Source organism: Flavobacterium sp. Leaf82 (assembly GCF_001422725.1).
Taxonomy (GTDB): Bacteria; Bacteroidota; Bacteroidia; order Flavobacteriales; family Flavobacteriaceae; genus Flavobacterium.
Window position 1 is genome coordinate 60,691 of the sequence record NZ_LMMA01000006.1, and the last position, 25,964, is coordinate 86,654.

Here is a 25,964-nt window from a genome sequence, read left to right on the forward strand (position 1 = left end):
AATCTCTTAATGGTAAATTTTATTTTATAGGTTTTTATCTTTTAAAATTTGAGGATAATGAATGCTCGTATGAACAATCATTTCGCCAAATAATGTATTCGCCCATGCAAACCATTTTCTGGTAAACTTGGTTACATCATCTTTATGAAAAGATTCGTGCATAAATCCTGTATCGGCGTTTGTTTTAATCAAATTACTGATACAATGTTTTATTTCATTTTCATCGACACTCGTAATGGCTCTTAAAACAATACTCATTGGCCAGATAGTATCTGTTCCTGTGTGTGGTCCGCCAACTCCCTCGCCTGCTTTTCCTTTATAGAAAAACGGATTGTTTTCTGAAAGCACTACTTTTCTAGTATTCAAATAAAGTTGATTGTCCGGCTCAATCGCGCCTAAATAAGGCAATGATAATAAAGACGGAACATTGGCATCATCCATCATATGGAAACTTCCGTAACCGTTTACTTCAAAAGCAATGATTTTTCCGAATTTGGGATGATCTATGATTCCGTTTTCTTCTAGTCCTTTCTGAACTTGTCCTTGTAATTCTTTGGCTTTAGCTACTAAATTATCATCTTTTAATGCTGGCAAAGAGAAAATTTCCTGAAGATATCCAAGCACTTCGATCGCAAACATATTACTCGGAATTAAATACCCAAACAAAGTACTATCATCACTTGGTCTAAAAGTCGAAACGATTAATCCGCATGGTTTTACAGGATATCCGTAACCGCTTAACGGCACGCCATCTGTAGCCCAGGCAGTAACTCTCTGGAAATTATAAGGTCCTTTATCCGTCCAGCGTTGTTGTTCTTTGAAAGTTTGAATAACCAAAAGCATTGCTTCTTTCCACTTGCTGTCGAACAAACTAATGTCTCCGGTTTCCTTCCAATAGCCGTGTGCCAATCTTATTGGATAACACAAACTGTCAATTTCCCATTTGCGCTCGTGAATTCCAGGCTGCATTTTGGTCATGTCATTTTTCCATTCGCTTACCTGATTAAAATCTTTGTAAAAAGCATTCGCATAAGGATCTAATAAAATACATTTGGTTTGGCGGTTGATTACTCCTTTTACCAATTCAGCCAGTTTTTTATCTTCTTTTACAAACGGAATATACGGCCAAATCTGTGCTGTACTATCACGCAACCACATCGCATCGATATCTCCTGTAATTACATAAGTATCTGGTTTTCCGTCGATAATTTCAAAATCTACGGTGGTATCTAAAGTGTTCGGGAAACAATTTTCGAACAACCAAGCCAATTCCGGATTTGCAATTTGCTTTTTGATTCTTACAATTGCTGCTTCAATAGCTTTACTCGTAAATTTTCTTTCGACTAAAGGTGGTCTTTTGGTAATAAAATCTTTTAAGGCGAAATTGAAAGCATCTGAATTCATTCCGAAAACATCGGTTTGAAGTGCCAATAATCCTGCTGAAAAAATCCCTGTGTTTTTTATAAATTTTCTACGTGATTGCATAGTATTATTTTGAAGTTGAATAAGAATATGGATATGAACTTGCCGAAGTTCCTCTTTGTAAATTAGGTTTGCTGCTCATGTCAAAGTTTAACTCTCCACCTTTTAACACATCAAAGTGATTGATGAAATTTTTGGTATGAGTTGCATTGTTCCACTTTAAATCCTGAACATATTTATTGGTTTCAGAATTATTTGGAGCATTGATCACTAATTTTTTTCCGTTTTCTAATTCTAGCGTTAGTTTCTTAAATAATGGCGCTCCAAGAACATATTCGTCTGTTCCTGGGCAAACCGGATAGAATCCCATTGCTGAGAAAACATACCAGGCAGAGGTTTGTCCGTTATCTTCATCTCCGCAATATCCGTCCGGAGTTGGTTTGTATAAACGGTTCATGACTTCACGAGACCAATATTGCGTTTTCCAGGGTTCACCAGCATAATTGTACAAATAAATCATATGCTGAATCGGCTGATTTCCGTGTGCATATTGTCCCATATTCATGATTTGCATTTCGCGGATTTCATGAATAACTGCGCCATAATAACTATCATCAAAAATTGGCGGAGTGGTAAAAACAGCGTCTAATTTTGCCGTGAATTTTTTCTCTCCTCCCATTAAATCAATCAAACCATGTACGTCATGAAAAACACTCCAGCTGTAATGCCACGCATTTCCTTCGGTAAAAGCATCTCCCCATTTAAACGGATTGAAATCTTTCGGGAAACTTCCGTCTTTATTTCGACCACTCATTAAACCAATTGACGGATTATAAAGATTCTTATAATTCATCATTCGTTTTTCGTATAAATTAATTTCTTTTTTAGGGCGATTTAAGGCTTTAGCCAACTTCCAAATCGAGAAATCATCGTAAGCATATTCTAATGTTCTGGCTGCATTTTCATTGATTTTTACATCATAAGGAACATAACCCAAAGTGTTGTAATACTCCACTCCTTTTCTTCCTACAGCTTCTAATGGACCTTCGTTATTGGCGCCATGCAATAAAGCTTCGTACAATTTATTGATATCGTATCCTCGTAATCCTTTGATATAAGCATCAGCAACTACAGAAGCGGAATTATTCCCAACCATTACATTTCTAAATCCCGGGCTTGACCATTCCGGCAAGAAACCGCCTTCTTTATAATCGTTGATCAATCCTTCCTGCATTTCTTTATTGATCGAAGGATAAACTAAATTTAACAAAGGATATAAAGCGCGGAAAGTATCCCAAAAACCTGTTCCTGCAAACATATAACCCGGTAAAACTTGTCCGTTATACGGACTGTAATGCACGATTTCTCCTTTTGCATTTACTTCATATTGCTTTTGCGGAAAACAAGCAGTGCGGTATAAGCAGGAATAAAATGTTTTTAGTTGTTCTTCACTTCCGCCTTCGGCAGATAATTTTCCTAAAACTTTATTCCATTCTTGTTTAGATTGTGCTACGGTTTCATTAAAAGAAGCTTTTCCTAATTCATTTTTTAAATTCAACTCAGCTTGCTCTACACTTATAAACGAAGATGAAACTTTTACGTTTACGATTTCTCCTTTTTTGGTTTTAAAACCTACAACTGCACCAACATGATTGTCTTTTAATTCTAATTTGTCTTTTTCTAAAACTTTGTCATGCCAAGTATAATTAATAGCAAATGGTTTATCGAATTGAAGTACAAAATAGTTTTTAAAATTCTCCGGAACACCGCCACTATTACGCGTTGTGTATCCTATAATTTTATTTTCTGAAGGAATTATTTTGATGTAAGATCCTTTATCGAAAGCATCGATTACAATAGAAGATTGTTCGTTTTCCGGGAAAGTAATCTGAAAATGTGCTGCTCTTTCTGTCGCTGTAATTTCTGTCGTTACATCATAATCTGCCAGATATACGCTGTAATAATACGGTTTTGAAACCTCAGCTTTATGGCTGAACCAGCTTCCTCTTTCGTTTTCTTCAAAAGCCAATTTTCCCGTTACCGGCATGATCGAAAATTGTCCGTAATCGTTCATCCACGGCGAAGGCTGATGTGTTTGTTTGAATCCTCTAATTTTTTCTGCTGTATAAATATACGCCCATCCATCGCCCATTTTCCCCGTTTGAGGTGTCCAGAAATTCATTCCCCAAGGTCGGCAAATTGCAGGATAGGTATTTCCGTTCGAAAGACTATGCAAAGATTGTGTTCCCATTAAAGGATTTACATATTCTACCGGATCTAAAGTTTTAACTTGTGCGTTTCCTGCAAAAAAGCATTGCATTACCCCTAAAAAAATTAAACTCTTTATTTTCATATTTTTATTTTTTTGCTTTAAGCTTTAAGCGATAGGCTTTAAGCTAAAAACCGTGACTTAACTCATATTTCTTTAATCTAAATCTCGTTCGTCTAAGCTTGAAAACTGCGACTGAAAACTGTAAACTTCCTAAAGCGGTCTATCTTCTTTTTTTACTCCAAAAGTTGTCGATGGTTTACTTCCCATAAATAATTTTAATTCTCCTCCTTTTACAATCATATCGTGTGTGATGTATGATTTTGTATAAGGTTTTCCTTTATATTCTACTTTCTGGATGTAGATATTTGTTTTGCTATTATCAATTGCGTTTACTGTAAACGAAATTCCTTCTTTATGATGAATTGTCGCTGAATTTACTAACGGACTTCCTAAAACATAAATTCCGTTTGCGGGATTAACCGAATAAAATCCCATTGAAGATAAAATATACCAAGCCGACATTTGCCCTAAATCCTCGTTTCCGCATAATCCGTCCGGTTTTGTCGAGTAAAATTTATCATCGATTTCACGGATTAGTTTTGCCGTTTTCCAAGGTTGTCCTGCATAAGCGTACAAATACGGAATATGGTGATTTGGTTCATTTCCTTGTGCATATTGACCAATTAATCCGCTAATGTCCGGTGAAATTTCTTCGCCTTCTACTTTATCTGTGATTAAGAAAAGAGAATCTAATTTGGCTAAAAATTTATCTTCGCTTCCAAACAATTCAATTAATCCATAAGGATCCTGAGGAACCAACCAGGTATATTGCCACGCATTTCCCTCGACATAATCGTCTTTACGGTGCGCTGATGAAAGCGGGTTAAATGGTGTTCTCCAATTTCCATCAGTTAATTTTCCACGCATGAATGTGGTTTCTTTATCGAAATAAAGCTTGTACAAATTGGCTCTTTTGGTGAAATAATTATAATCATCTGTTTTACCTAAAGATTTTGCCATTTGTGCTACACAATAATCATCAATCGCATATTCTAATGCATTACCAACAGATTCTAACATTTTATCAGCAGGAATATATTCTAGTTTTTGAACATAATCCATTCCGTCACGCGTTTGCATAGCTGTTTTTTTGATCGCTTCGTATGCCAATGCGGTATCGTAATCTCTATAACCTTTCATGTAAGCATCTACAATCACGGCAATCGAGTGATTTCCGTTCATCGTATTGGTTTCATTGCCCATTAAATGCCAAACCGGTAATCGACCTTGTTGTTCGTAGATTGCCAAAAACGACTTAACGATATCGTTGATTTTATCCTGTTGCGTAATCGTGTATAAAGGATGCAAACCACGGTAAGTATCCCAAAGTGAGAAAGTGGTGTAATTTGTAAAATTTGCTTTTTCGTAAACTTTTTTGTCTGTTCCTCTATAATCTCCGTTTACATCATTGAAAATCGAAGGTGCAAACATGGTATGATACAAAGCAGTATAAAAAACTTTCATCGTTTTGTCATCTCCTTTGATCTGAATTTTATTTAATTCTTTGTTCCATTTTGAAGTTGCTTCTTTTGCTACAGCATTAAAATCCCAACCCGGAATCTCGGCTTTAATATTCGCGGAAGCGTTTTCATAACTTACCGGAGAAATCCCAACTTTTACTAAAACTTGTTTGTTTTTTAATGTCTTGAAATCCAAAACGGCTTTCATTTTTAAACCTTCTCCTTCATTTCCTTTTACAGCAGTTTTATCATCATATAAAGTTATATTTGAAATTGGTTCAGAGAATTCAATCGTAAAGAAAATACGTTGATCAGCCGCCCAACCCGCAGAATATCTGTATCCAACAAGCGTCGTTTCATTGATTTTTTTTATGAACGTTTTTACTGGTTTATCCCAACCAATTCCGTCTGCAAGATCAAGTAAAACGTGATTGTCTGTAGTAGTATTAAAAGTATATTTATGAAAACCGACTCTTTCGCTGGCAGTTAACTCGGCTTTGATTTTATATTTATCCAATAAAACGCTGTAATACCCAGCTTTGCTTACTTCGTTTTTATGAGAGAAATAAGAACCATAACCGGTTGCCATATCTTCTTTTGTTCCTTTGGTAAGCGGTACTTTTCCTGAAACAGGAAGTAATAAAATATCGTTTAAATCTCCAATTCCTGTTCCGCTTAAATGCGTGTGCGTGAATCCTAAAATGGTATTACTGGCGTAGTTGTATCCGCTGCACCAATCCCAGCCTTCAAAAACATTTACGGGTCCTAATTGTACGGCTCCAAAAGGAACATTTGCGCCCACAAATACGTGTCCGTGTCCTGCAGATCCAATAAATGGATCTACATATTGTGTATAATCTGTACCAGTTTGTTTTAATTTCTTTTCCTGCGAAATTACCGCCAAACTACTTAGCATAATTATAGCGAAAACAATGTTTTTGAATTTTGTAACCATTTTACTTATTTTTTATTTGACTTGTGTAGATGTTGCCCACGGATGACACGGGTTAAACAGATTTACACGGATATTTTTTAAACGTTGAACATTGCAAAGCCCGCAAAGTAGACGCACTGCTGTGCGTCTCTACAGAAAACCTTAGAACCTTAATACCTTGCTAAAACCTCATACAAAGAGTACACTTTTAAAACCGGTTTTTCAATTTTTCCTTCAAATGTGATTATTTTTTCTTCTCCGGGTTTTAAATCGAAATAATTATCGGTCCATTTTCCGGTATATCCTTTTATGGAAACGTTTACATATTTGGCAAATTTTGATGCTTTTAAAACTAATTTATTTCCCTTTACTTCCCAAGTAATTTTTGGATCTTCGAGTGTTAAATTTATTGGGCGCGTCAAATCTATTTCAGGCATTTTATCATCCCGATATGCTTCTTTCATTGCATACCACGCTGCTTTGGGCTGGCGGTCATAATAATCGGTTACGCTCCAGCTTGCTACCGGCCAGCAATCGTTAAGCTGCCAAACCAGAGTTCCCATATTATAAGGTGCTTTTGAGCGGTGGATTCCTATAATATTTTTAAGCGAATAATATTGCAAACATTGTGTGAGGTAACTATAATCCTCGACATTCATTTTCTTTATTTTGGTCGAATCAATAAAGTAACGATTCAAATACGAATCTAATTTCAGGAATCCTTTTCCGGCTTTTTGATGTGCCTGCAAAATATCCGAATATAAATAGCGGTCTTCCGGCAATGTAAATTTTTCTATTGACGAATAAGTTGGCATTGCCTGCATTCCGTATTCGCTCACAAAACGTCCTGTTTTTTTCTGTACGGCTTCTACATCTTCTAATCCCCACCAGGTTCCCCAATAATGGCTGTCACCTTCTGTAATACTGGCTTTTCTGGACCAATGAAATAATGGCGACGAACTAATATACGGTCGTTTTGTATCGACTTCTTTTACCCATTTTGGGATACTGTCCTGAAACAATCGAACATAGTCTTTCCATAATCTGGTGGAATCCTGCTTAGACATTTTCATGCTTTTTTGCCATCCCCAATCTTTAAAGGCTTCATCGATTTCATTATTTCCGCACCATAAAACAATACTTTTATGATGGCGTAAACGTTTTACCTGATACTGAACTTCTTTTTTTACATTATCAAAAAAGGCATCATCTCCGGGAACCATTGTTCCGGCAAACATAAAATCCTGCCAGACGTAGATTCCATTTTTATCGCATAAATCATAGAAATAATCGTCTTCATAAATTCCGCCACCCCAAACACGAAGCATATTCATATTGGCATCTTTCGCCATTCCAACTACTTTTTCGTATTCTTTTTTGGTTACTCTGGATAAAAAAGCATCTGACGGAATATAATTAGCGCCTTTCATATAAACCGGTTTTCCATCAATCTTAAAATAAAATGATTTCCCCAGACTATCCGGTTGTTGTACTAATTCTATCTTTCGATCTAAAACATATGGTTTCTCCGGAGTTTTTTCGTCGTAAGCTTCTAATCTTGGTGTTTTCCAGATTCCGCAAGTGGTGAATTTTGGTCCCCAATCCCATCCAAAATGATATTGCGCTTTACGCACATAAGCACGCGGGTTATCCGGAATCACAAATGGAAAATCTTTTTTAGCAAGGGAATCAACTACATTTTGTGCGGATTTAAAAACAATTACTAAATCATTATTTCCGGATTTAATGAGTTTTTTAACATCTACCCGCCATTGACGGAACATGTTATCCGCTTTCAAAACCAATTGATTGTTGAGGTAAACGGTTGCGTAAGTATCTAATCCGTCAAAAACCAACTCGGCATTTTTCTTTTTTAATGTTGCTGCACTAATCTGAAATGTGGTTTTATATTCCCAATCTTTCTTTTCGATCCAGGCAACTTTTTTTTCATTGTCTCTGTAAAATGGATCCGGAATGACTTTATTATTCAATAAATCAGTGTGGATTTCTCCCGGCACGGTTGCAGGAAACCATTTATCAGTTTTTATTTCTCGATATTGCCAATCTTCTTTTATATCAATACTTTGAGCATTGATTACAAATGAGAAATTCGCAATACAAAGAGATATTACCCAATAAAAGTTTTTTATATATTTCATTTTTTATTTTTTTACTGCAAGTGATATAACACGTATTTGGAAGGATTTCTTTTCTGAAAATCTTTTAATATAAATTTACCGCAAAGTGCGCAATGATTTTTCTTTTGAATGCGAGATTTAACCGCAAAGTGCACAAAGTTTTTCTTTAGCTTTTGAACATAAACGGTTGGCATAAGTTCGCAAAGCTTTGTCTCCCTAATCTTTACTCTTTCTTCTTTACTCTTTTCTTCTTTACTCTTAGAAACTCTGAATCTTTAAAAAATAAGCCGGGCGGTACAGGTATTCCCTCCCGACTTATTTTAACTAACCTAACCAAATTTATTGTTTATCCCACCAGATTCTGGTTGTCATTCTGTCTAATCCCTGACGGCTTATTGCTTGCTGATAGTTATCTGCATTTGTTAAAAGCTCTGACTGATCGTAGATTAATCTTCTCGGAATTGTTCCGTTTGTTTCTCCCGTAGGATCATTTATAGGAACTAAAACCGGATATCCTGTTCTTCTGTATTCTGAAAAAGCTTCAAAACCATTAAACAACAATACAATCCATTTTTGAGTGATAATCTGTTCGATTTTTTGAGCCTCAGTTCCAGCAATTTTAAAAGGATGAGCTGTCATATAAGTAGTGTATTCAGCAGGTGTAACCGCCGGTACTTTATCTCCAAAAATAGTTAATACTTCCATCGCTGCTTTTACTCCGTTATCATAGTATTGTTGTGCACTTCCGCCAACGTTCCAGCCTTTTACAGCTGCTTCTGCCAATATGTATTGAACTTCAGCATATGACATAATTAATGTTGGTGCATCTAAACGTAATACTGTAGAAGTATTTGGGTCTGAGAAAACTTTTTTATCTCCACCCGGAAAATCTTTAGCATCATTAGCAAGACCTTGTTGGTTTGCCGGATTGTTATCTCCTGTTGCTTCTAATTTAGCATAGATTCTTAAACGAGGATCATTATTGTTTTTTAACTGATCGATAAATGTTTTACTGAATTTTATGTTTGATTCTCCTCCGTTCAAATCATTTGTAACCCACGCAGAAGTAATAGGATTAGTCCTAACTCCTTGTGGACCTGAATCATGTTTTAAAACAAGACTGTCATCATTTGAAGCAAAAACACCTTTTGAAACTGCTTTTTCTACATATTCTTTAGCTTTAGCCGGATTTACTTTAGACAAACGCATAGCTACTCTAAGCATTACTGAATTTGCCAATTTTTTCCATTTGGCAACATCACTCTGGTAATATAAATCTGCTGCACCAACAAAACCTTTATTGGCATCTAATGCTGTTCCGGCTTCGTCTAGTTCTTTTAAAAGGTCATTATAAATAGCTTCCTGAGTGTCATATTTTGGAGTAAAAATATTTCCATTATATCCTTTTCCTGCTTCAAAATAAGGAACTTCTCCATAAGTATCTGTTAGTTTTTGAAACATTAAAACTTTCATGATTCTTAAAGCCTGAATTGCATTTGAATTTTCATCAGTGTTTGGCAAAACCGACATTAATTGATAAATCTGATTCAATCCTTTTCCATAAGATTCTCCAAAAAGGGCAGCTGAATATTCAGAAGAATAGGTGTATTTTGAACCCGCTCCTCCTGGTGAAGAAAATTGCTGTACGATTTGTGCGGCATAAATATTATTTCCTCTTGTATTCGAAAAATCCTGACCGTCAACATAAATCTCAGCTAATGTAAACATCGATTTTACTGCAGGTTCTGTTAAGGCATTTGGATTCGTATTCATTTCTTCGAATCCTTTATCGCATGATGCTAATGTCATTGCACTAACAATTGCGACACAAAATATTTTAATATATCTATTTTTCATCTTTTTTATTATTAGAATTTGACATTAAGTGTTATACCATAATTTCTTGTCAAAGGCATAGAAGCTCTTTCAAGTCCCTGAGCATTACTATTATTATAGTTTGACTCTGGATCTATATTAGGCACTTTGTCATAAATTGTCCATAAATTATGAGCAGAGAATGCTAAACTAATCGATTGGAAAGGTGTTTTTTCGATATACGATTTTGGAAAATTATAGCTAAAAGAAATCGCTCTTAACTTTACAAAATCAGCATCGTATACAAAATTTGATGTTACATCGCTATAACTTCTCCAGTAATCGTATGCAGAAACAGTTGTGTTTACAGGATTTCCGTTTGTATCTGTTCCTGAAACGGCAACTCCGCCTTCACGACCAGCAAGTGAAGCTTCAGATAATCCGTAACGCATTCCTAATTGGTTTGTTGCAGAATAAATTTCTCCTCCAAATTTAGCATCTACAAAAACAGAAAGTGTGAAATTTTTATAAGAGAAATCATTTGAAAGTCCCATTGAAGTTGGCGCAACACCTTGTCCTGCAATAATTAAGTTTCCTCTAAGAAATTTACCGCTTGGATCAAGTACAATGTTTCCGTTTGTATCTCTTAAATAATCATAAGCTTTGATTACTCCAAAAGGCTGTCCTTTTTCTAATACTACAGAAGCTCTTGCATCTCTGTTATCATCTAACAATTTTGTTGGAATTTTATCAGAAAGGTTAACAACTTCACTCTCGTTGTAAGCAAAATTATAACCAACACTCCAGCTAAAATTAGGTGTTTTTACTGCTTTTACATTTACGGCAAATTCAACACCCTGATTCAGGATTTCTCCCACATTGATTTTTGTAGTTCTGTAACCAGAAGCTTTAGAAATATCAGCATCAGCAATATCATTTGTTGTTCTTTTTTGGTAAAAAGTCAAATCTGTACTTAATCTGTTATTGAAGAATGTATTTTCAAAACCAAATTCGATTGTACTTACATTATAAGGTTTTAAGAATTTGTTTGGAACCGTTTCTCCATTAACACCCAAAATTGGCTGACCTTGAGAATCTGTTTGTCCGTCTGGCGCAGTATACGTCAATGATAAAGCATACGCATCCGGCAAAGCTCCACCAACATTACCCCAACCAGCTCTAATTTTACCATAAGACATCCATTCCGGTAATTTAACTATTTCAGAATAAATAAAACTTGTACTCACAGATGGGTAAAAAGTACTGTTATTTGCAGGATCTAAAGTAGAAAACCAATCTTCACGACCTGTTAAACTAACATATAAGAAATCTTTATAACCTAAATCTGCTGAATAAAAAAGTGAATTTACTTCGCTTTCAGAAAATAATTTTTCTGTTTTTACAGGCTGAGTGTTTGCATAAAAATACTTGAACGGAACAATAAAGTTATTTCCTCTCATTTTAATACCACTCATTCTGTTATCCTGACGGTTTGCTCCAACAAAAGCATCCAAAGAAAGATTTTTTACGATATCGCCTTTGTATCCTAAGTAACCTGAAGCATTAAACTCAGAACGGTTTTGAACGGTATTTTCATAAGCTCCACCAGGTGCATAGTTAATTCCGGTTGGTTCAATTTCTGTAAATTCATAATTAATATCATCAATACCAACGACAGCTTTTGCGTAAATTTTATCGGTAATATTATAATTTACTTTTGCCGAACCTATAAAACGTTTTCTAAGATCGTTATTCAGGGTTTCCTGTGTTGCAAAATATGGATTTGTCTGATATACATTTGATTGAAAATAATCTGCTTCTCCTCCATTTTCATCATATGCATTGCTGATCCATCTAATATCTGTTCCCGGAGTCATAAAAGTAACCGGAAAAGATGGGTTTCTTGGAGAATCATTCAAATAAGGTCTGTTATGGCTTTTCTCAGAAATATACTGTGCGTTTGTCTCGATACTTACCTTTTTATTTGGTGCCGAATTTAAACTTAAAGTCACGTTATTTCTTCCAAAGTTAGTTCCCGGCAAAATAGATTCATCTTTCGTATTTCCAAAAGACAACCTGAAATTAGTTGTTTCGTTTCCTCCGGAAATTGCTAAAGTATTACTGAAAGAATATCCGGTTCTGTAGAAATTTTTAACGTTATCCTGTCCGTAAGCCTGATATGGTCTTGTAATTCCATCGATACCAAGAGACGGAGTTCCGTCATATTTATCTCCCCAGGCAAAATAGTAAGAATCTCCAAGTTCCTGTGCGTTTGCAAATCTTGTTGCAACACCATTTACAGGCGCTCCCGCTCCGTATTGATCTTGCCAATGTAAAAGAGTTGCCGGTGTATTGAAGGTAGAATTTGTACTAAAATCTACTCCAATTCCTGTTCCGCTTTTTCCTTTTTTAGTCGTAATTAAGATAACACCGTTTGATCCTCTGTATCCGTAAAGTGCAGAAGCCGCACTACCTTTAAGTACTGACATCGAAGCGATATCATCCGGATTAAAAGAAGACATACCATCTCCTTTATCAGCTCCACCGTACATTCCGGCATTTCCTTGCTGGCTATTATCAATTGGAATACCGTCTACAACATACAAAGGCTGATTAAGACCAGAAGCCGATGTTGCTCCACGAATTACAACACGGCTCGAACCTGAAGGTCCTGAAACCGGTGCAGAAACGTTAACTCCGGCAATTTTTCCCTGAAGGGCATTTCCTAAGTTGATTTCTTTATTCTTGGTCAGCTCGTCTCCTTTTAGTTCTCCAACTGCATAACCCAAACTTTTCTTTTGTTTCTTAACCCCAAAGGAAGTTACTACAACATCTTTTAGTTCTTGTGTATTTTCGATCAGGACAACAGCAACTCTGTTTTCATTTTCCTGAAGCACTACTAATTTTGATGCAAAACCAATAGATGATACGTTCAATGTAACCTTTCCTTCCGGAACATTCATTTTAAACCGGCCTTCAGCATCTGTAATTGCACTAAACGGTTTTCCCTGAACCTCTATCGATGCAGCAACAATTCCCTTGTTCTCTGCATCAGCCACTATGCCTGTTATTAATCGGTTTTGGGCAACAGCTCCTAAGCTGCTCAACAATACCATTCCTAACACTGCCAATATTCGTTTCATAAGCATTTTTTTTTGGTTATTTGTTTTGATTTTGTTTTAACGTGATTGTTTTTAAAAATTAATAAAAATTTGAACTCAATTTTAATATGGTATTCTAAGATCTCCATCTTTAAATACTATGTTTTTATAATAATATTTCCTGTTGTTATTGAAGAAATCGATATAGTAAACTGTTCAAAAAAAAACTGATTATCAGTTTGCTTTTTCTAAATTTTACTAAAACGATTTAGTAAAATGAATAAAAAAAAACGAAACGTTTCTTTTCTTTTTTATTCTTCTTAATATCTTAAATTAAACTGACTCTCTAATAATCAATTTCCCTTTTTTAAGACTTTTTTCTACTTCAAATTTTCCCATATCAGTCATCTGACTCATCAATAATTGTATCGATTTTACAGCAATATCTTCAATAGGCTGTGCAATAACCGTTATTGCGGGTGTATGCAGCTTAAAACTGTCATGATCATCAAAACTAATAACTGCAATATCTTCAGGAATCCTGATTCCCATTCCTTTAAAAGCCTGAAGACCTGCTAATCCCATATAATTCGTCAGGAATAAAACGGCATCAATATTTGGATTTTTTTCTAAAAAACGGGCTATTGTTGCAATTCTGGTTTCTTCATTGCTGTAGTAATCCATATGAAGCACAAGTGATTCATTATAAATTCCTGCTTCTTTCAAGGCATCGCGACAGCCATCTTCTCGTAACTTCATCTGAATCATTTCTGACTCATTGTTTACAACGGCAATATTTTTACAACCTTTACTGATTATAAATTTTGTTGCCGTATTCGAGGCTTCATAATTATCCATTACAACATGACTTACTCTCTGACCGGGAAAATACCTGTCGACTAAAACTACTGGTTTTTTCAGTTTTAAAAGAAGATCAATACTGTCTTCTAAATTTTCTGTTGGCGTAATAATAAAACCATCTACGTTTGCCTGCAAAAGACTATGTATCAATTCTTGAGAACGTCCGTCATCTCCACCTGTACTACAATAAAAAACTCTATAATCAATGCTTTTAGCCTCATCTTCAATCACTCTGGCAAGATCTGCAAAGAACTGATTCGAAATATCTTCGACAATTAATCCTATCGATCTCGTCTTTCCGGTTCTAAGACTCGTGGCAATCATACTAGGTCGGTAATTGAGTTTTTCAGCAACTTGCTGTACTTTTTTAATTACCGCCGGGCTGATCCCCATTTTCTCGCCTTTATCATTAATGACAAAAGATACAGTAGATATAGACACTTGCGCCTCTGTGGCAATATCCTTAATAGTAATCTTTTTCATTGAATGAGTTAATTTTTTATTAAGCTGTTATTAATTATATCACAAATATATAGATAAAAATAATTACTAAAACGATTTTGTAATTATTTTTTTAAACATATCATTTTTTTAAAGCTAATTATAAATACAATCATCAGCAATTATAGGTAATTTGAGGATAAATCGTTTTTTATCTTTTTTGAAGACATCTTTCCTTTTAATATGAATTATCTGTTATCCTGCCTATTTATAATAAAAAAGTCGCAAAGCTTTAATTTACTTTGCGACTCTGTATTTAATTTAGAAATCTAAAGTTATCTATTAGTTACGAAATAAATACTTCCAGGATTGACGCTGAACCTTCTAAAACATAACTGCGTATGTCAGCAGGAATCAAAACCGTATCTCCTTTTTTATATTGATACGTTACGTTTCCGTATCTAATTTCAAAAGATCCCTCGATACACATATATACCGTAAAAGTTTCACCGTTTTTATTTGCATCAATCTTTCCGTCAAGCGGAATAAAATTAGTGGTGAAATAAGGACAATCAACTACTACGTTGGATTGATTTACTTCTTTTTCGTATTTTTTATACGTATCTACTTTATTGTAATTGATAGCATCAAGTGCTAAATCAACATGCAATTCTCGTTTATTTCCCTGCGCATCTACCCTGTCAAAATCATATAAACGGTATGTAATATCAGATGTTTGCTGAATTTCTGCAACAACCAATCCTGCACCAATTGCATGGACAGTTCCGGTTTCCAAAAAGAAAACGTCTCCGGCTTTTGCTTTTACATCATCCAGAATAGAAACTAAAGTTTTATTATTTAGATTCTCCAGATATTCTTCTTTGCTTGAATCTTCTTTAAAACCTACAATAATCCTTGCGTCCTGATCTGCCTGCATTACGTACCACATTTCTGTCTTTCCAAAAGAATTATGGCGTTCTTTTGCCAGTTTATCATTAGGGTGAACTTGTATCGACAAATCTTCACGCGCATCAAGATATTTAAACAATAAAGGAAACTGATTCCCAAATCGCTCGTAAACTTTCGTTCCTAAAATTTCATTTGGTGACTCATTGATTAATTCTGTCAATGATTTTCCTTTTAATTCTCCGTTAGCGACTACACTTACATCACCTTCGACAGTAGACAATTCCCAGCTTTCTCCGGTAATATTAGACGTAATTGGTTTATTAAGAACCGTTTTTAATTTTTCGCCTCCCCAGATTCTGTCTTTCAGAATTGGCTCAAATTGTAAAGGATAAATTTTTATGCTCATTTTTTTATGTTTTTTAAATTAATATCTAGTTTGTTTTTTGCCACGAATTACAGGAATTTTCATGAATTATTTTGACTCATTTAAATAATAAATGTGTTTAATCTGTGGCTAATTTTTTCTCTCTCAGATTTGGCAAATTAAGCAGATTTTTTGAATTATTTTTCTCCAACTCTATTTGCAAGAAGACAAAATCTTTTTAATCTTTCTAATCTGTGGCTAAACTTTTTTCTCTAGCAGATTTAGCAGATTTTTTTTCAAACAACAACAGAAAATCCGTTTTTATCCGTGTTTTCGCTTTAACGAATCCGTGTCATCCGCGTACCATTTCTCAAACCATTTATTTTATAGAAATAGCCACACCACCGCTTGAAGCTAATTTTTGTTTTAGTTTCGTTTTACTGTTTACAGTTACTTTTCGAATATTGTAGGATTGCGGATTGGTTTTATAATCTGCCGTTTTTCCGTCTTCATAAATTGTAGCTGTATATGATTTTCCAGCAGGAAGAAAACTAAAATCAATTGTAGCAATCCGTGCATTTTCATCCGTGATTCCGCCTACAAACCATTCTTGTTTTCCTTTGGTTTTTCTGGCAATTGTAATATAATCACCGGGTTCTGCTTCAAGGATATAAGTTTCATCCCAATCCAGCGCAACATCTTTTATAAACTGAAATGCATCATTAAAACGGATATAATTCTCCGGTAAATCAGCCGCCATTTGCAACGGACTGTACATAGTAACATACAATGCCAATTGCTTGACAAGAGTTGTACTCAGCTTATTTTTTTTAGATCCGTAAACCGATAAATCTCCCTGAAAAATTCCCGGTGTATAATCCATCGGTCCGCCCATTAATCGTGTAAAAGGCAAAATTGTAGTGTGATCCGGATGAATTCCCTCCATAGATTCAAACTCAGTTCCGCGCGCTGATTCCTGCGCAAACCAGTTAGGATATGTTCTGTGCAAACCCGTAGGTCGAACTGCTTCATGAGAATCTACCATGATTTTGTGTTTTGCAGCTTCTTTGGCAACATATGCATAATGATTCACCATTTGCTGCCCGTCATGATGTTCTCCCCTCGGGATAATTGGACCTACATATCCCGTTTTTACAGCGTTATAATTATTATCGACCATAAAATTTAAGGCATCATTTAATTGTCGCTCATATTCTGATGTGGAAGATGTTGTTTCATGGTGCATAATAATTTTCACGTTCTTTTTACTGGCATAATCACTAAGATCTTTTACATCAAAATCCGGATATGCTTTTGTAAAACTATAAATGCGTTCTTTTTTAAAGGCCGTATTGTCTTCCCAACCCTCATTCCATCCTTCGACCAAAACGGCATCAAAACCATTTGTTGCTGCAAAATCTATATACTCTTTTACATGTTTAGTATTGGCTCCGTGCGTTTTATTTGGTTTTAATTTAGCAAAATCCGTTGCTCCAATAACCACATCCTGATTGTCTGAATATGCCCAGGTCGAACCTCCGCCAGTAAAATATTCCCACCAAACCCCAATGTATTTAACGGGTTTAATCCAGGAAGTATCATCAAAATTACAAGGTTCGTTTAAGTTTAAAATCATTTTTGAAGCCAGAATATTTCTTGCGTCATCACTTACAACAATCGTTCTCCAGGGCGTAAAACTTCCCGTTTGAATATAACCTTTATTGCCAACCGCATCCGGAACAAGATGAGAACTCAATGAGAAAGTTTTATCATCGACATTAAGGCACATTGCTGGATAATTTTTCAGGGCTGCTTCGTGAATATTGATATAAAGATTATCATTTGTTTTAATCATCAAAGGCGTTTGAGTGGCAAGATTTTTAGTGGTTGATTGTGCTGCAAGCGGAACATGTGTAGCGTTGTAAACCAAAGACTGCATCTTGGATATTTTTGATGTTGTATAACTGTATTCGTTTGTATCATAATCTCCCGGAATCCAGAAAAGTTTATGATCTCCGGTTAAGTTAAACTCTGTTGTTTCTTCCTGAATGATAAAGTGGCGCAAATTATCCTGTATCGGAAATTCATATCTAAAACCCAATCCATCATTAAACAATCGGAAATAGATCGAAAGTTTTCGTTTGCTTTTTCCCTGAACCAGATCAGCACGTAATTCATTGTAGTGATTTTGTATTTCTTTTTGTTCGCCTAAAACCGGTTTCCATGTACTGTTTTCTGACTGAAACTTTGTTGCTGCTATCTCAAAATCTTCATTCAGCAAGATGTCAGACTTTATAACAAAGCCCAATTTGCTTTCTTTAAGCACTTCTTTGTTCTTATAATTAAGAGTATAAATTGGAGTTCCTGCTGCATTTAAATGAAATGTCAAAGTCAAATTTCCATCTGGAGATTTAAGTTCCTGAGCATTTATAAATGCAGTAGAAATAATACTAAAGAAAAACGTTAAGAGTATATTTTTCATAATTAAAGAAAGTTTCAAGAATTGCTAAATCGATTTAGCAAACATAATAAAATTTATGAAATGGAATTATCCAAAGGAGAAAAAATCGGGAATTATGGGTTTTTCTCCACTAAATAGTCAAAAAAATTAGACAAATAATATCTTCCATTTTAAATGAAAACTTCCGATAAACGGATTTATTCAATTCATTATTCCTTTATATTTTGAGAATCGGCAATTAGAATTTCGTTAAGCTCACTTAACAATTCAAACTCATCCAAAGGAAACATTTCAAGTGCAGTTTCTAACATAAGTGCCACGTTTATAGCATTTTTATTTGTATCAGAAATTATATGCGCTTCATGATCTATCGCCAAAATGCATAATTTTAATAAGTCAGTAATGGCACAGCCCAACTCAAAATAATTTAAAAACTTAATCTTAGCCGTATATATTCCTGTTTTATCTACAGATGAATTGACGTTGTTGAAATAACGGGCGTTTAATATTCTTAGATCTTCTAACGTTTTAATTGAATTTGCTTCCATGTTTTTTTTCTGCATAGTTCAGAAGATTTATTCACAATAACAGGAACGTATTTAACTGGATTTATATGTTTTTATATTTTTGACTACTTACTTACAAATAAAAATTATCTGGCAATAAACAATTTAAAACTCTGAAAGAGTCTTAGCAATAGCATGGTGCGAAGCACTATAAAAAAACGATTTCTATTTTAACCCTGAAAGGGTGAAAGTATAATTACACAAGAAACATTCAACATAATCTACATAGTATTTACCTATTTGCTTTTCCCCTTTCAGGGTAATCCAACTTTTAATTTAATTCGTAGTACGATGCACTACGCTACTGCTTTTTAAGCTTTGAGCTTATTTGGTAAAGACTTTAAAAACTTTTGTTTAAAAATCAGGATATTGCTGTTTATATCTGATTGATAAATTTGTTTTGTCATCTAATAAGGTCGAAAAAATATGAAACAAAAAAAAAGACTTCCCAATTAAGAAAGTCTTTTTTAATATTTAAGAAGCGTAAATTTGGCTTAAGCAACAAATAAAGCGCCTTTATTATAATTGAATAATACCAAATCATAAGGAACCAAAAGTGGCGCTACTTTCTCTGAAGAAGCATTGAATTTTATTCCGTTATGCTTTCTAAAAAGATAAATCTCTTTTAAACAATTTGATAAACTCTGATGAATTGATGTTGTAAATATTGGCAACTGTTTATCGCCTTGCAACAAATCTATTTGATAATTAGAGCTGCTTTTAGACAAATTGTTTCCTATAATTCTTATTGTAAATACTGTAGCTTTTCCGTGTTGTTCACCTTGATATTGTACTACCATAATTTTATTATTAAAAAGGTTAGACTATTTATTTTTTAAATTTGAATATTATGCAAATTGAAGAATTAAAGTTATGAAAAAAAAGTAAATCACTAGAAAATACAGCTTAAATTATATAATCTTTTTTTTCTGCCCATATTTAAATTTCAGACCTCAAAAAACCATGATGAATTACTGTTTTAAAATAAAGTAAATCTTTATATATTTTTCTTAAATTTGATCAACTAATCTAAAACCTAATCACATGCAAATGAATTTCTTACCCTTTTTTGCTTCAGCATTAATTACTCTTGTTACCGGTTTTATCTGGTACAATCCTAAAGTTTTTGGAACGATCTGGATGCGAGAATCCGGATTAACCGAAGAGTCGCTTAAGAACGGAAATATGATTAAAATTTTCGGGTTAACTTATATCTTTTCCTTAATGATGACGATGGTTATTTCGGCATTAACAATTCATCAGTCCGGCGCAGTTGGCATGGTTGGCGGACCACCATTAATAGAAACTGCAAAACCATCATTTGCCGCTTTTATGGCAGATTACGGAACCGCTTACCGCACTTTTAAACACGGCGCACTTCATGGTTTTATATCAGGTTTATTTTTCGCTTTTCCAATGTTGGCGATTAATGGCTTGTTTGAAAGAAGATCATGGAAATATATTTTTATAAATGCCGGATATTGGATTTTAACCTTAACGCTTATGGGCGGAATTATTTGTGCATATGCATAATTATAAAAAACAGAAACCCGTTTGACACACAATCTCAAACGGGTTTTTCTTAATAATAACTTAAAGCAAGTGAGTTATTATAAATAATACCTAATTTTGAAAAAATTAGCTCTTACTTTTGAATACAACTTATTCTTTCCAGATTTACAACAGCACGTCATTATTGCCTTTAGAATGGAATTCGCTGGCTGTAGATAATATTTTTTTGACCAGAGAATATCTCGAGGTACTCGAAAACTCTTGTCCGGTAAATATGATTTGTCATTTTATTGGAATTTTTAACGAAGAGAAACTTGTTGGGATTGTCATAACTCAATTTTTATTTGCAGAAAAACTGGAATCTTTTGGAGAACGCGATCAGTGTTTAAAAACTTCTGTGCGTAATTTTGCTTTCAAAAATTTTGCTTCGCATGTATTATTCGTCGGCAACAATATGCTTACCGGACAAAATGCGTTTGCTTTTGATAAGAATATTAAGCAGACTAAAGCTTTTAAAACACTTCATAAAGCAATTAATCAGCTCAAGAAAGACTTGAAAGCAGCCGGAAAAAAAGTTCATATTACGAGTATAAAAGATTTTACGGCAACAGAAATAGAACCGCTTCAAGCTGAATTCAAAAACAATTATACGTTTTCGACCCAACCCAATATGATTTTTGAAATCAATAAAAATTGGCAATCAGAACAAGATTACATTGATGCTTTATCAAAAAAATACAGAGATCAATATAAACGGGCAAGAAAAAAAGCAGACGGAATTCGGAAACAAAAAATGTCTCTAGCAGATATTAAAAAGTATGAAGATGTTATTTATGATTTGTATTTTCATGTGGCTAAAAATGCTCCTTTCAATACTTTTTTCTTAGCCCGAAATCACTTTAGCTTTTTTAAAGAAATAATGAAAGATGATTTCTTATTTTATGGCTATTTCTTAGACGAAAAGCTAATAGGTTTCAATACATTGATTAAAAACGGTACTGTCATGGATACTTACTTTTTGGGATATGATGAAACCATTCAACGTGAAAAAATGCTGTATCTAAACATGTTATACGATATGATTGCGTATTCTATCAATCAGGGTTTCTCTGACATTGTTTTTGCCCGAACTGCGCTTGAAATTAAAAGTTCAGTAGGTGCAAAACCTCTAAAAATGTACGGATTAATAACGCACAGTAACGCTCTTATTAATCATAACATTGCCAAATTATTTAATTATCTCGAACCTAAAACAGATTGGCAGGAACGAAATCCTTTTAAATAAATCAATATCTCTATAAATATTAAGCCCTTCCAGGGCTTTATTTATTTGTCTTCTTCCATAAATATGCAATAAATAACTCCGTTAGGAGTGTAATATTTATAGAAAACAATATGTTTGGGATTTCCAGCCCCATCGGGGCGACATATTAAATTAAACCACAAAACTACGGAATCGCAATTTTCATCTGTTTATGTAAAATATGAATTTCTAACGAAGTTTGGGCACCGCAATATTCTCCATCAATTTGAAAATTAACCGGATAATTTGTTTTTATAGTAGCTTTGTCTGTCGATATAATTACAATATCGTCTGAATCTATAGGCATATTTCCTGTAATGATTTTTCCCAGCAATAATAAATCGAGACTTTTTAAGATCACCAATTCAAATTTACCATCATTCATTGAACCATTCGGGTTGATGGTTACACCAGTTCCGTATTTCTGAGAATTAGCAATTACGATCATTCTTGCCGTATGTTCGACTGTAGTGCCCTTATTTGTAGAAATTGTAGCTACAAAAGGATCATTAGAATCTACCAGTGTATTGTAGGCTTGCAAAGCATAACCCCAAAATCCTCTTAAATTACTTTCTTCATAATTCTTAACCAGATCAGCATTGAGACCAATATCGCTTAAATGAATGCTTTTTTTGCCGTTGATACAAATCATATCCATTTCGATATAACGGCTCAAAAAAGCTATTTTGAGGTTTTCTTCGATAGTTGTAGGCAAATTGAGATCTACAGATAAACCATTTGCTGAACCAGCAGGCAAAATGCCAATAATGACATCAAAATTTTCCATTGCTTCGGCAACCATTTTTATGGTTCCGTCTCCGCCCGCAACAATAATTCGTTCCGGCTGATATTGATTATATAGTGATTGTATTTCTTTTTGATCACTTTTTCCTGTAGTTTCATAAACTTCCAGATCAAAATTATTTGTGGTTGCAAACTCCTGAACAGCTTCGATTAAACTCGTTTTATCAAGGTCTCCGGAAATGGGGTTTACAACAAATATGATATTCTTTTTCAAAATTTTATTTTTAAAGTCAATTAAAATAATTAATTTACAGCATCCATCTATAAATATACGCAATTAATGAAACCAATTTTACAATTATATCGAGGTTATGCCAATGAACAGGAATTAATTGTAATGGGGCATGTTTTTAAAAGAACGTATGACTATGATTTTCAGAAGAAAAATTTAAAAAATGCACGTTCCATTATTAATCAGTTCAGAATAAAAACGCTCGAGAATTTTGATATTTATTTAAAATGCGGCAATCAGGAAATTCACACTAAAACACTCGATGATGGATATTTTAAGTTCTGTATTCCTCTTGAAACAGAAACTAATTTTGGATGGATGGAATACGAAGTAAGTATTAGATATGAAAATGAAACCATAACCGAAAAAGGCAGTTTTATAAGACCTCATAAAGGAAAACTAGGAATTATATCTGATATTGATGACACTTTTTTGATTTCGCATACTCAGAATTTCTTCAAAAAAATCTACATTCTGCTGTTTAAAAATGTAAATGACCGCAAAGTTTTCACAGATGTCGTACCTCATTATCAAGCCTTAAGCTCTGCAGGAAGAAACAATAAGGAAGAAGAAAATGCTTTTTTTTACGTTTCAAGCAGTGAGTGGAATTTGTATCGGTTTATTGTAAAGTTTACTAAAATACACAACCTGCCAAGAGCTGTAATTTTATTGAAAGATATAAAAAGAGGTATCACAGATTTCTTCATGAGCGGACGCGGAAATCACGATCACAAATTTGATAAAATAAAACACGTTTTAGAATTTTATCCAAATCTTAAATATGTTTTATTAGGAGATGATTCGCAACACGATCCAGTTTTATACGAGCGAATCTGCAAAATATTTCCTGTTACCGTAAAAGCTGTCTACATCAGGCAAACCGGTAAACACCAAAAAGAAGCCACTAAAAAAATCATGAAAAACTTAGAAGCGTTGGAAGTTTCAGTTTGTTATTACAAAAATAGCAGCGAAGCGATTATGCATTCTAAAAGTATTGGGATTATTTAAGGTTTGTGTATGTTGGCACACGGATGATGCGGATTTTAACTGGTTTTTGCGGATTTTTTTATCACCTACAAGATTTGATTAACAGCGAATAAGGTTAGTAAATCACTATCTCTTTGTCATCTCGACCGAAGGGAGAGATCACACATGAAACTCCATAAAGATTAGCGATTTTGCATGTGGCATTTCTACTGTGACCTCTCCCTTCGGTCGAGATGACAAACCTTATGTAAACTTGAAACCTGAAACAAAAAAAAACCATTGTCAAAATTTAAAACTTTGACAATGGTTTATGTAAACTGTGACTGAAACTAAAAACTATACTAAGCAGTAAAATTATCAATCTCTTCCTGAACAATTTCCCAGTCAAGAAGCAATTGGTCTAAATCACTTTTCTTTTTGTTATAAGCTGTAAAAAAAGAAGCATCCTCGATATGTTTATCATAATTAGAAGCCAGCAACTTATCGTCGTGCTGAATATCTCTTTCTAATTGTTTGATCTGACTTTCAACTTTGCTTAATTTATTTTGTAGTGCCTTACCTTTTTTCTGATCTTCGTATGACGTTTTGTTGCTTTCTTTTGGAGCAGCAGCTTTAGCAACATCTTTTTTCTCGACTTCACGCATATTCTCAAGATTGCGTTGTTCTAAGAAATAATTGATGTCTCCCAAATATTCTTTGATCTGTTGATCTTTGAATTCGTAAACAATATTCGACATTCCTTGCAAGAAATCCCTATCGTGAGAAACCAATAATAAAGTTCCTCCAAATTTTTGAAGTGCAGCTTTTAGAACGTTTTTAGATTTAATATCTAAGTGATTCGTAGGCTCATCCATCAACAAAACATTGATTGGCTGCAATAGTAATTTACAAAGTGCCAAACGGTTACGTTCACCTCCTGAAAGTACTTTTACTTTTTTCTCTACATCGTCTCCGCGGAATAAAAATGATCCCAACATATCACGAACTTTAGATCGGTTCGTATCCATTGCGGCATCTTCCATAGTTTGAAGAAGTGTAATTTCGCCATCAAGATATTCTGCCTGATTTTGTGCAAAATAACCTAATTGTACATTGTGTCCCAGTTTGATGCTTCCTTCATATTCGAATTCATCAACAATTGCTTTGATAAAAGTCGATTTCCCCTGACCATTTTGTCCCACAAAAGCAATTTTACTTCCGCGTTCTACTAATAAACTAATGTCTTTTAGAATGGTTTTATCACCGTATGATTTAGTAACATTTTCGGCTTCAACTACTACTCTTCCCGGTTCTTTTGAAACTGGAAAAGAAATATTCATAACTGAATTGTCGTCTTCGTCAACCTCAATACGTTCTACTTTATCTAATTTTTTAATCAAAGATTGCGCCATCGAAGCTTTTGAAGCTTTTGCACGGAATTTCTCGATTAGTTTTTCTGTTTCTTCAATTTTCTTCGCTTGATTCTTTTGCGTCGCCAATTGCTTTTCACGAATTTCATGACGCAATTCTAAATATTGAGAATAAGGCTTGTTGAAATCATACGCTTTTCCTAATGAAATTTCGATCGTACGATTCGTAACATTATCAAGGAACATTTTATCGTGCGAAACAATTACAACAACTCCGGGATAACTGCGCAGGAAACTTTCTAACCAAATAATACTCTCGATATCCAGGTGATTCGTAGGCTCATCCAGAAGCAATACATCATTTGATTGTAATAATAGTTTTGCTAACTCGATACGCATTCTCCAACCTCCTGAAAATGTTTCGGTTTGATTGTTAAAAACTTCTCTTTTGAAACCTAATCCTAAAAGAATTTTCTCAGTATCACCTACATAATTGTAACCTCCTAAAAGGTCAAAACGATGTGTATAATCAGATAAGTCTTCAATAATCTGGCTGTATTCTTCACTTTCATAATCAGTTCTGGTAACTAATTGATGATTGATTTCTTCTAATTTTTTCTCTACAACTTTAATCTCAGTAAAAGCTTCATAAGCTTCTTCTAATACCGTTCTTCCGCGTTCAAAATCAATATCCTGGCGTAAAAACCCCATTCGGATATCTTTTTCTTGAGATATAACTCCGGAATCAGGAGCAAAATCTCTTGCAAGCATTTTAAGCATTGTAGATTTTCCAGCACCGTTTTTCCCGACAAGTCCAACCCGGTCTCCGGCACCTAAACGAAAAGTTACCTCTTCGAATAAATAAGTACCACCAAAAGAAACCGATAAATTGTGTATATTAAGCATGTAATGTTATTTTATAACTAATTGATTGTGTAAATTTACACTCCCAATTTAATGGGGTAATTTAATT

The 25,964-nt window shown here is 34.2% G+C and carries 16 protein-coding genes; 3 read left to right on the top strand and 13 right to left on the bottom strand.

The genetic code is table 11. The features are described from left to right. Positions 1–24: 24 nt before the first annotated feature. The 11 genes from ASF10_RS06380 to ASF10_RS06430 all read right to left on the bottom strand — a co-directional run bounded on the left by ASF10_RS06380 (position 25) and on the right by ASF10_RS06430 (position 19,604). Positions 25–1,485, bottom strand: coding sequence for a glycoside hydrolase family 125 protein (locus ASF10_RS06380; protein ID WP_056246866.1), 1,461 nt, complete (start codon positions 1,483–1,485; stop codon positions 25–27). 4 nt (positions 1,486–1,489) lie between these two features. Further along, on the bottom strand, positions 1,490–3,775 hold the full coding sequence (locus ASF10_RS06385) for a GH92 family glycosyl hydrolase (protein ID WP_082472391.1): 2,286 nt from the start codon (positions 3,773–3,775) through the stop codon (positions 1,490–1,492). A 129-nt stretch (positions 3,776–3,904) separates the two neighbouring features. Beyond that, a complete protein-coding gene (locus tag ASF10_RS06390) occupies positions 3,905–6,169 on the bottom strand; it encodes a GH92 family glycosyl hydrolase (protein ID WP_056246868.1) in 2,265 nt (754 codons plus the stop codon). A gap of 149 nt (positions 6,170–6,318) precedes the next feature. Continuing rightward, on the bottom strand, positions 6,319–8,307 hold the full coding sequence (locus tag ASF10_RS06395; RefSeq protein WP_241774917.1) for a beta-mannosidase: 1,989 nt from the start codon (positions 8,305–8,307) through the stop codon (positions 6,319–6,321). Between the two features lie 318 nt (positions 8,308–8,625). Then, complete coding sequence (locus ASF10_RS06400) at positions 8,626–10,143, bottom strand: SusD/RagB family nutrient-binding outer membrane lipoprotein (RefSeq protein ID WP_056246870.1); 1,518 nt, start codon at positions 10,141–10,143, stop codon at positions 8,626–8,628. An 11-nt stretch (positions 10,144–10,154) separates the two neighbouring features. Beyond that, positions 10,155–13,244, bottom strand: a complete 3,090-nt coding sequence (locus ASF10_RS06405) for a SusC/RagA family TonB-linked outer membrane protein (RefSeq protein WP_241774918.1) — start codon at positions 13,242–13,244, stop codon at positions 10,155–10,157. Positions 13,245–13,535: 291 nt separating this feature from the next. Beyond that, on the bottom strand, positions 13,536–14,546 hold the full coding sequence (locus tag ASF10_RS06410) for a LacI family DNA-binding transcriptional regulator (RefSeq protein WP_056246874.1): 1,011 nt from the start codon (positions 14,544–14,546) through the stop codon (positions 13,536–13,538). Positions 14,547–14,850: 304 nt separating this feature from the next. Beyond that, positions 14,851–15,819: a type I phosphomannose isomerase catalytic subunit gene (locus ASF10_RS06415; protein WP_056246876.1), complete on the bottom strand. Its 969-nt coding sequence runs from the start codon at positions 15,817–15,819 to the stop codon at positions 14,851–14,853. Positions 15,820–16,156: 337 nt separating this feature from the next. After that, the gene (locus ASF10_RS06420) at positions 16,157–18,259 is read right to left on the bottom strand and encodes a glycoside hydrolase family 97 protein (protein WP_056246878.1); all 2,103 of its coding nucleotides are present in this window, start codon (positions 18,257–18,259) and stop codon (positions 16,157–16,159) included. Between the two features lie 188 nt (positions 18,260–18,447). Then, on the bottom strand, positions 18,448–18,801 hold the full coding sequence (locus ASF10_RS06425) for a hypothetical protein (RefSeq protein WP_241774919.1): 354 nt from the start codon (positions 18,799–18,801) through the stop codon (positions 18,448–18,450). A 497-nt stretch (positions 18,802–19,298) separates the two neighbouring features. Next, a complete protein-coding gene (locus ASF10_RS06430) occupies positions 19,299–19,604 on the bottom strand; it encodes a hypothetical protein (protein ID WP_056246880.1) in 306 nt (101 codons plus the stop codon). 244 nt (positions 19,605–19,848) lie between these two features. Between ASF10_RS06430 and ASF10_RS06435 the strand changes: the two genes are divergently transcribed. Further along, a complete protein-coding gene (locus tag ASF10_RS06435) occupies positions 19,849–20,337 on the top strand; it encodes a DUF1761 domain-containing protein (protein ID WP_056246882.1) in 489 nt (162 codons plus the stop codon). 118 nt (positions 20,338–20,455) lie between these two features. Then, positions 20,456–21,601: a peptidogalycan biosysnthesis protein gene (locus ASF10_RS06440; RefSeq protein WP_056246884.1), complete on the top strand. Its 1,146-nt coding sequence runs from the start codon at positions 20,456–20,458 to the stop codon at positions 21,599–21,601. Between the two features lie 163 nt (positions 21,602–21,764). On the opposite strand, the gene ASF10_RS06445 is transcribed toward ASF10_RS06440, so the two are convergent. Then, on the bottom strand, positions 21,765–22,637 hold the full coding sequence (locus tag ASF10_RS06445) for a diacylglycerol/lipid kinase family protein (protein WP_056247130.1): 873 nt from the start codon (positions 22,635–22,637) through the stop codon (positions 21,765–21,767). Positions 22,638–22,703: 66 nt separating this feature from the next. Here ASF10_RS06445 and ASF10_RS06450 point away from each other — a divergent pair, with 66 nt between their 5' ends. Then, entirely contained in the window at positions 22,704–23,663 is a 960-nt protein-coding gene (locus tag ASF10_RS06450) for an App1 family protein (protein WP_056246885.1), read from the top strand. Between the two features lie 320 nt (positions 23,664–23,983). Here the strand turns inward: ASF10_RS06450 and abc-f are convergent, their stop codons facing one another. After that, positions 23,984–25,897, bottom strand: coding sequence for a ribosomal protection-like ABC-F family protein (gene abc-f, locus ASF10_RS06455; RefSeq protein ID WP_056246887.1), 1,914 nt, complete (start codon positions 25,895–25,897; stop codon positions 23,984–23,986). Positions 25,898–25,964 lie beyond the last annotated feature (67 nt).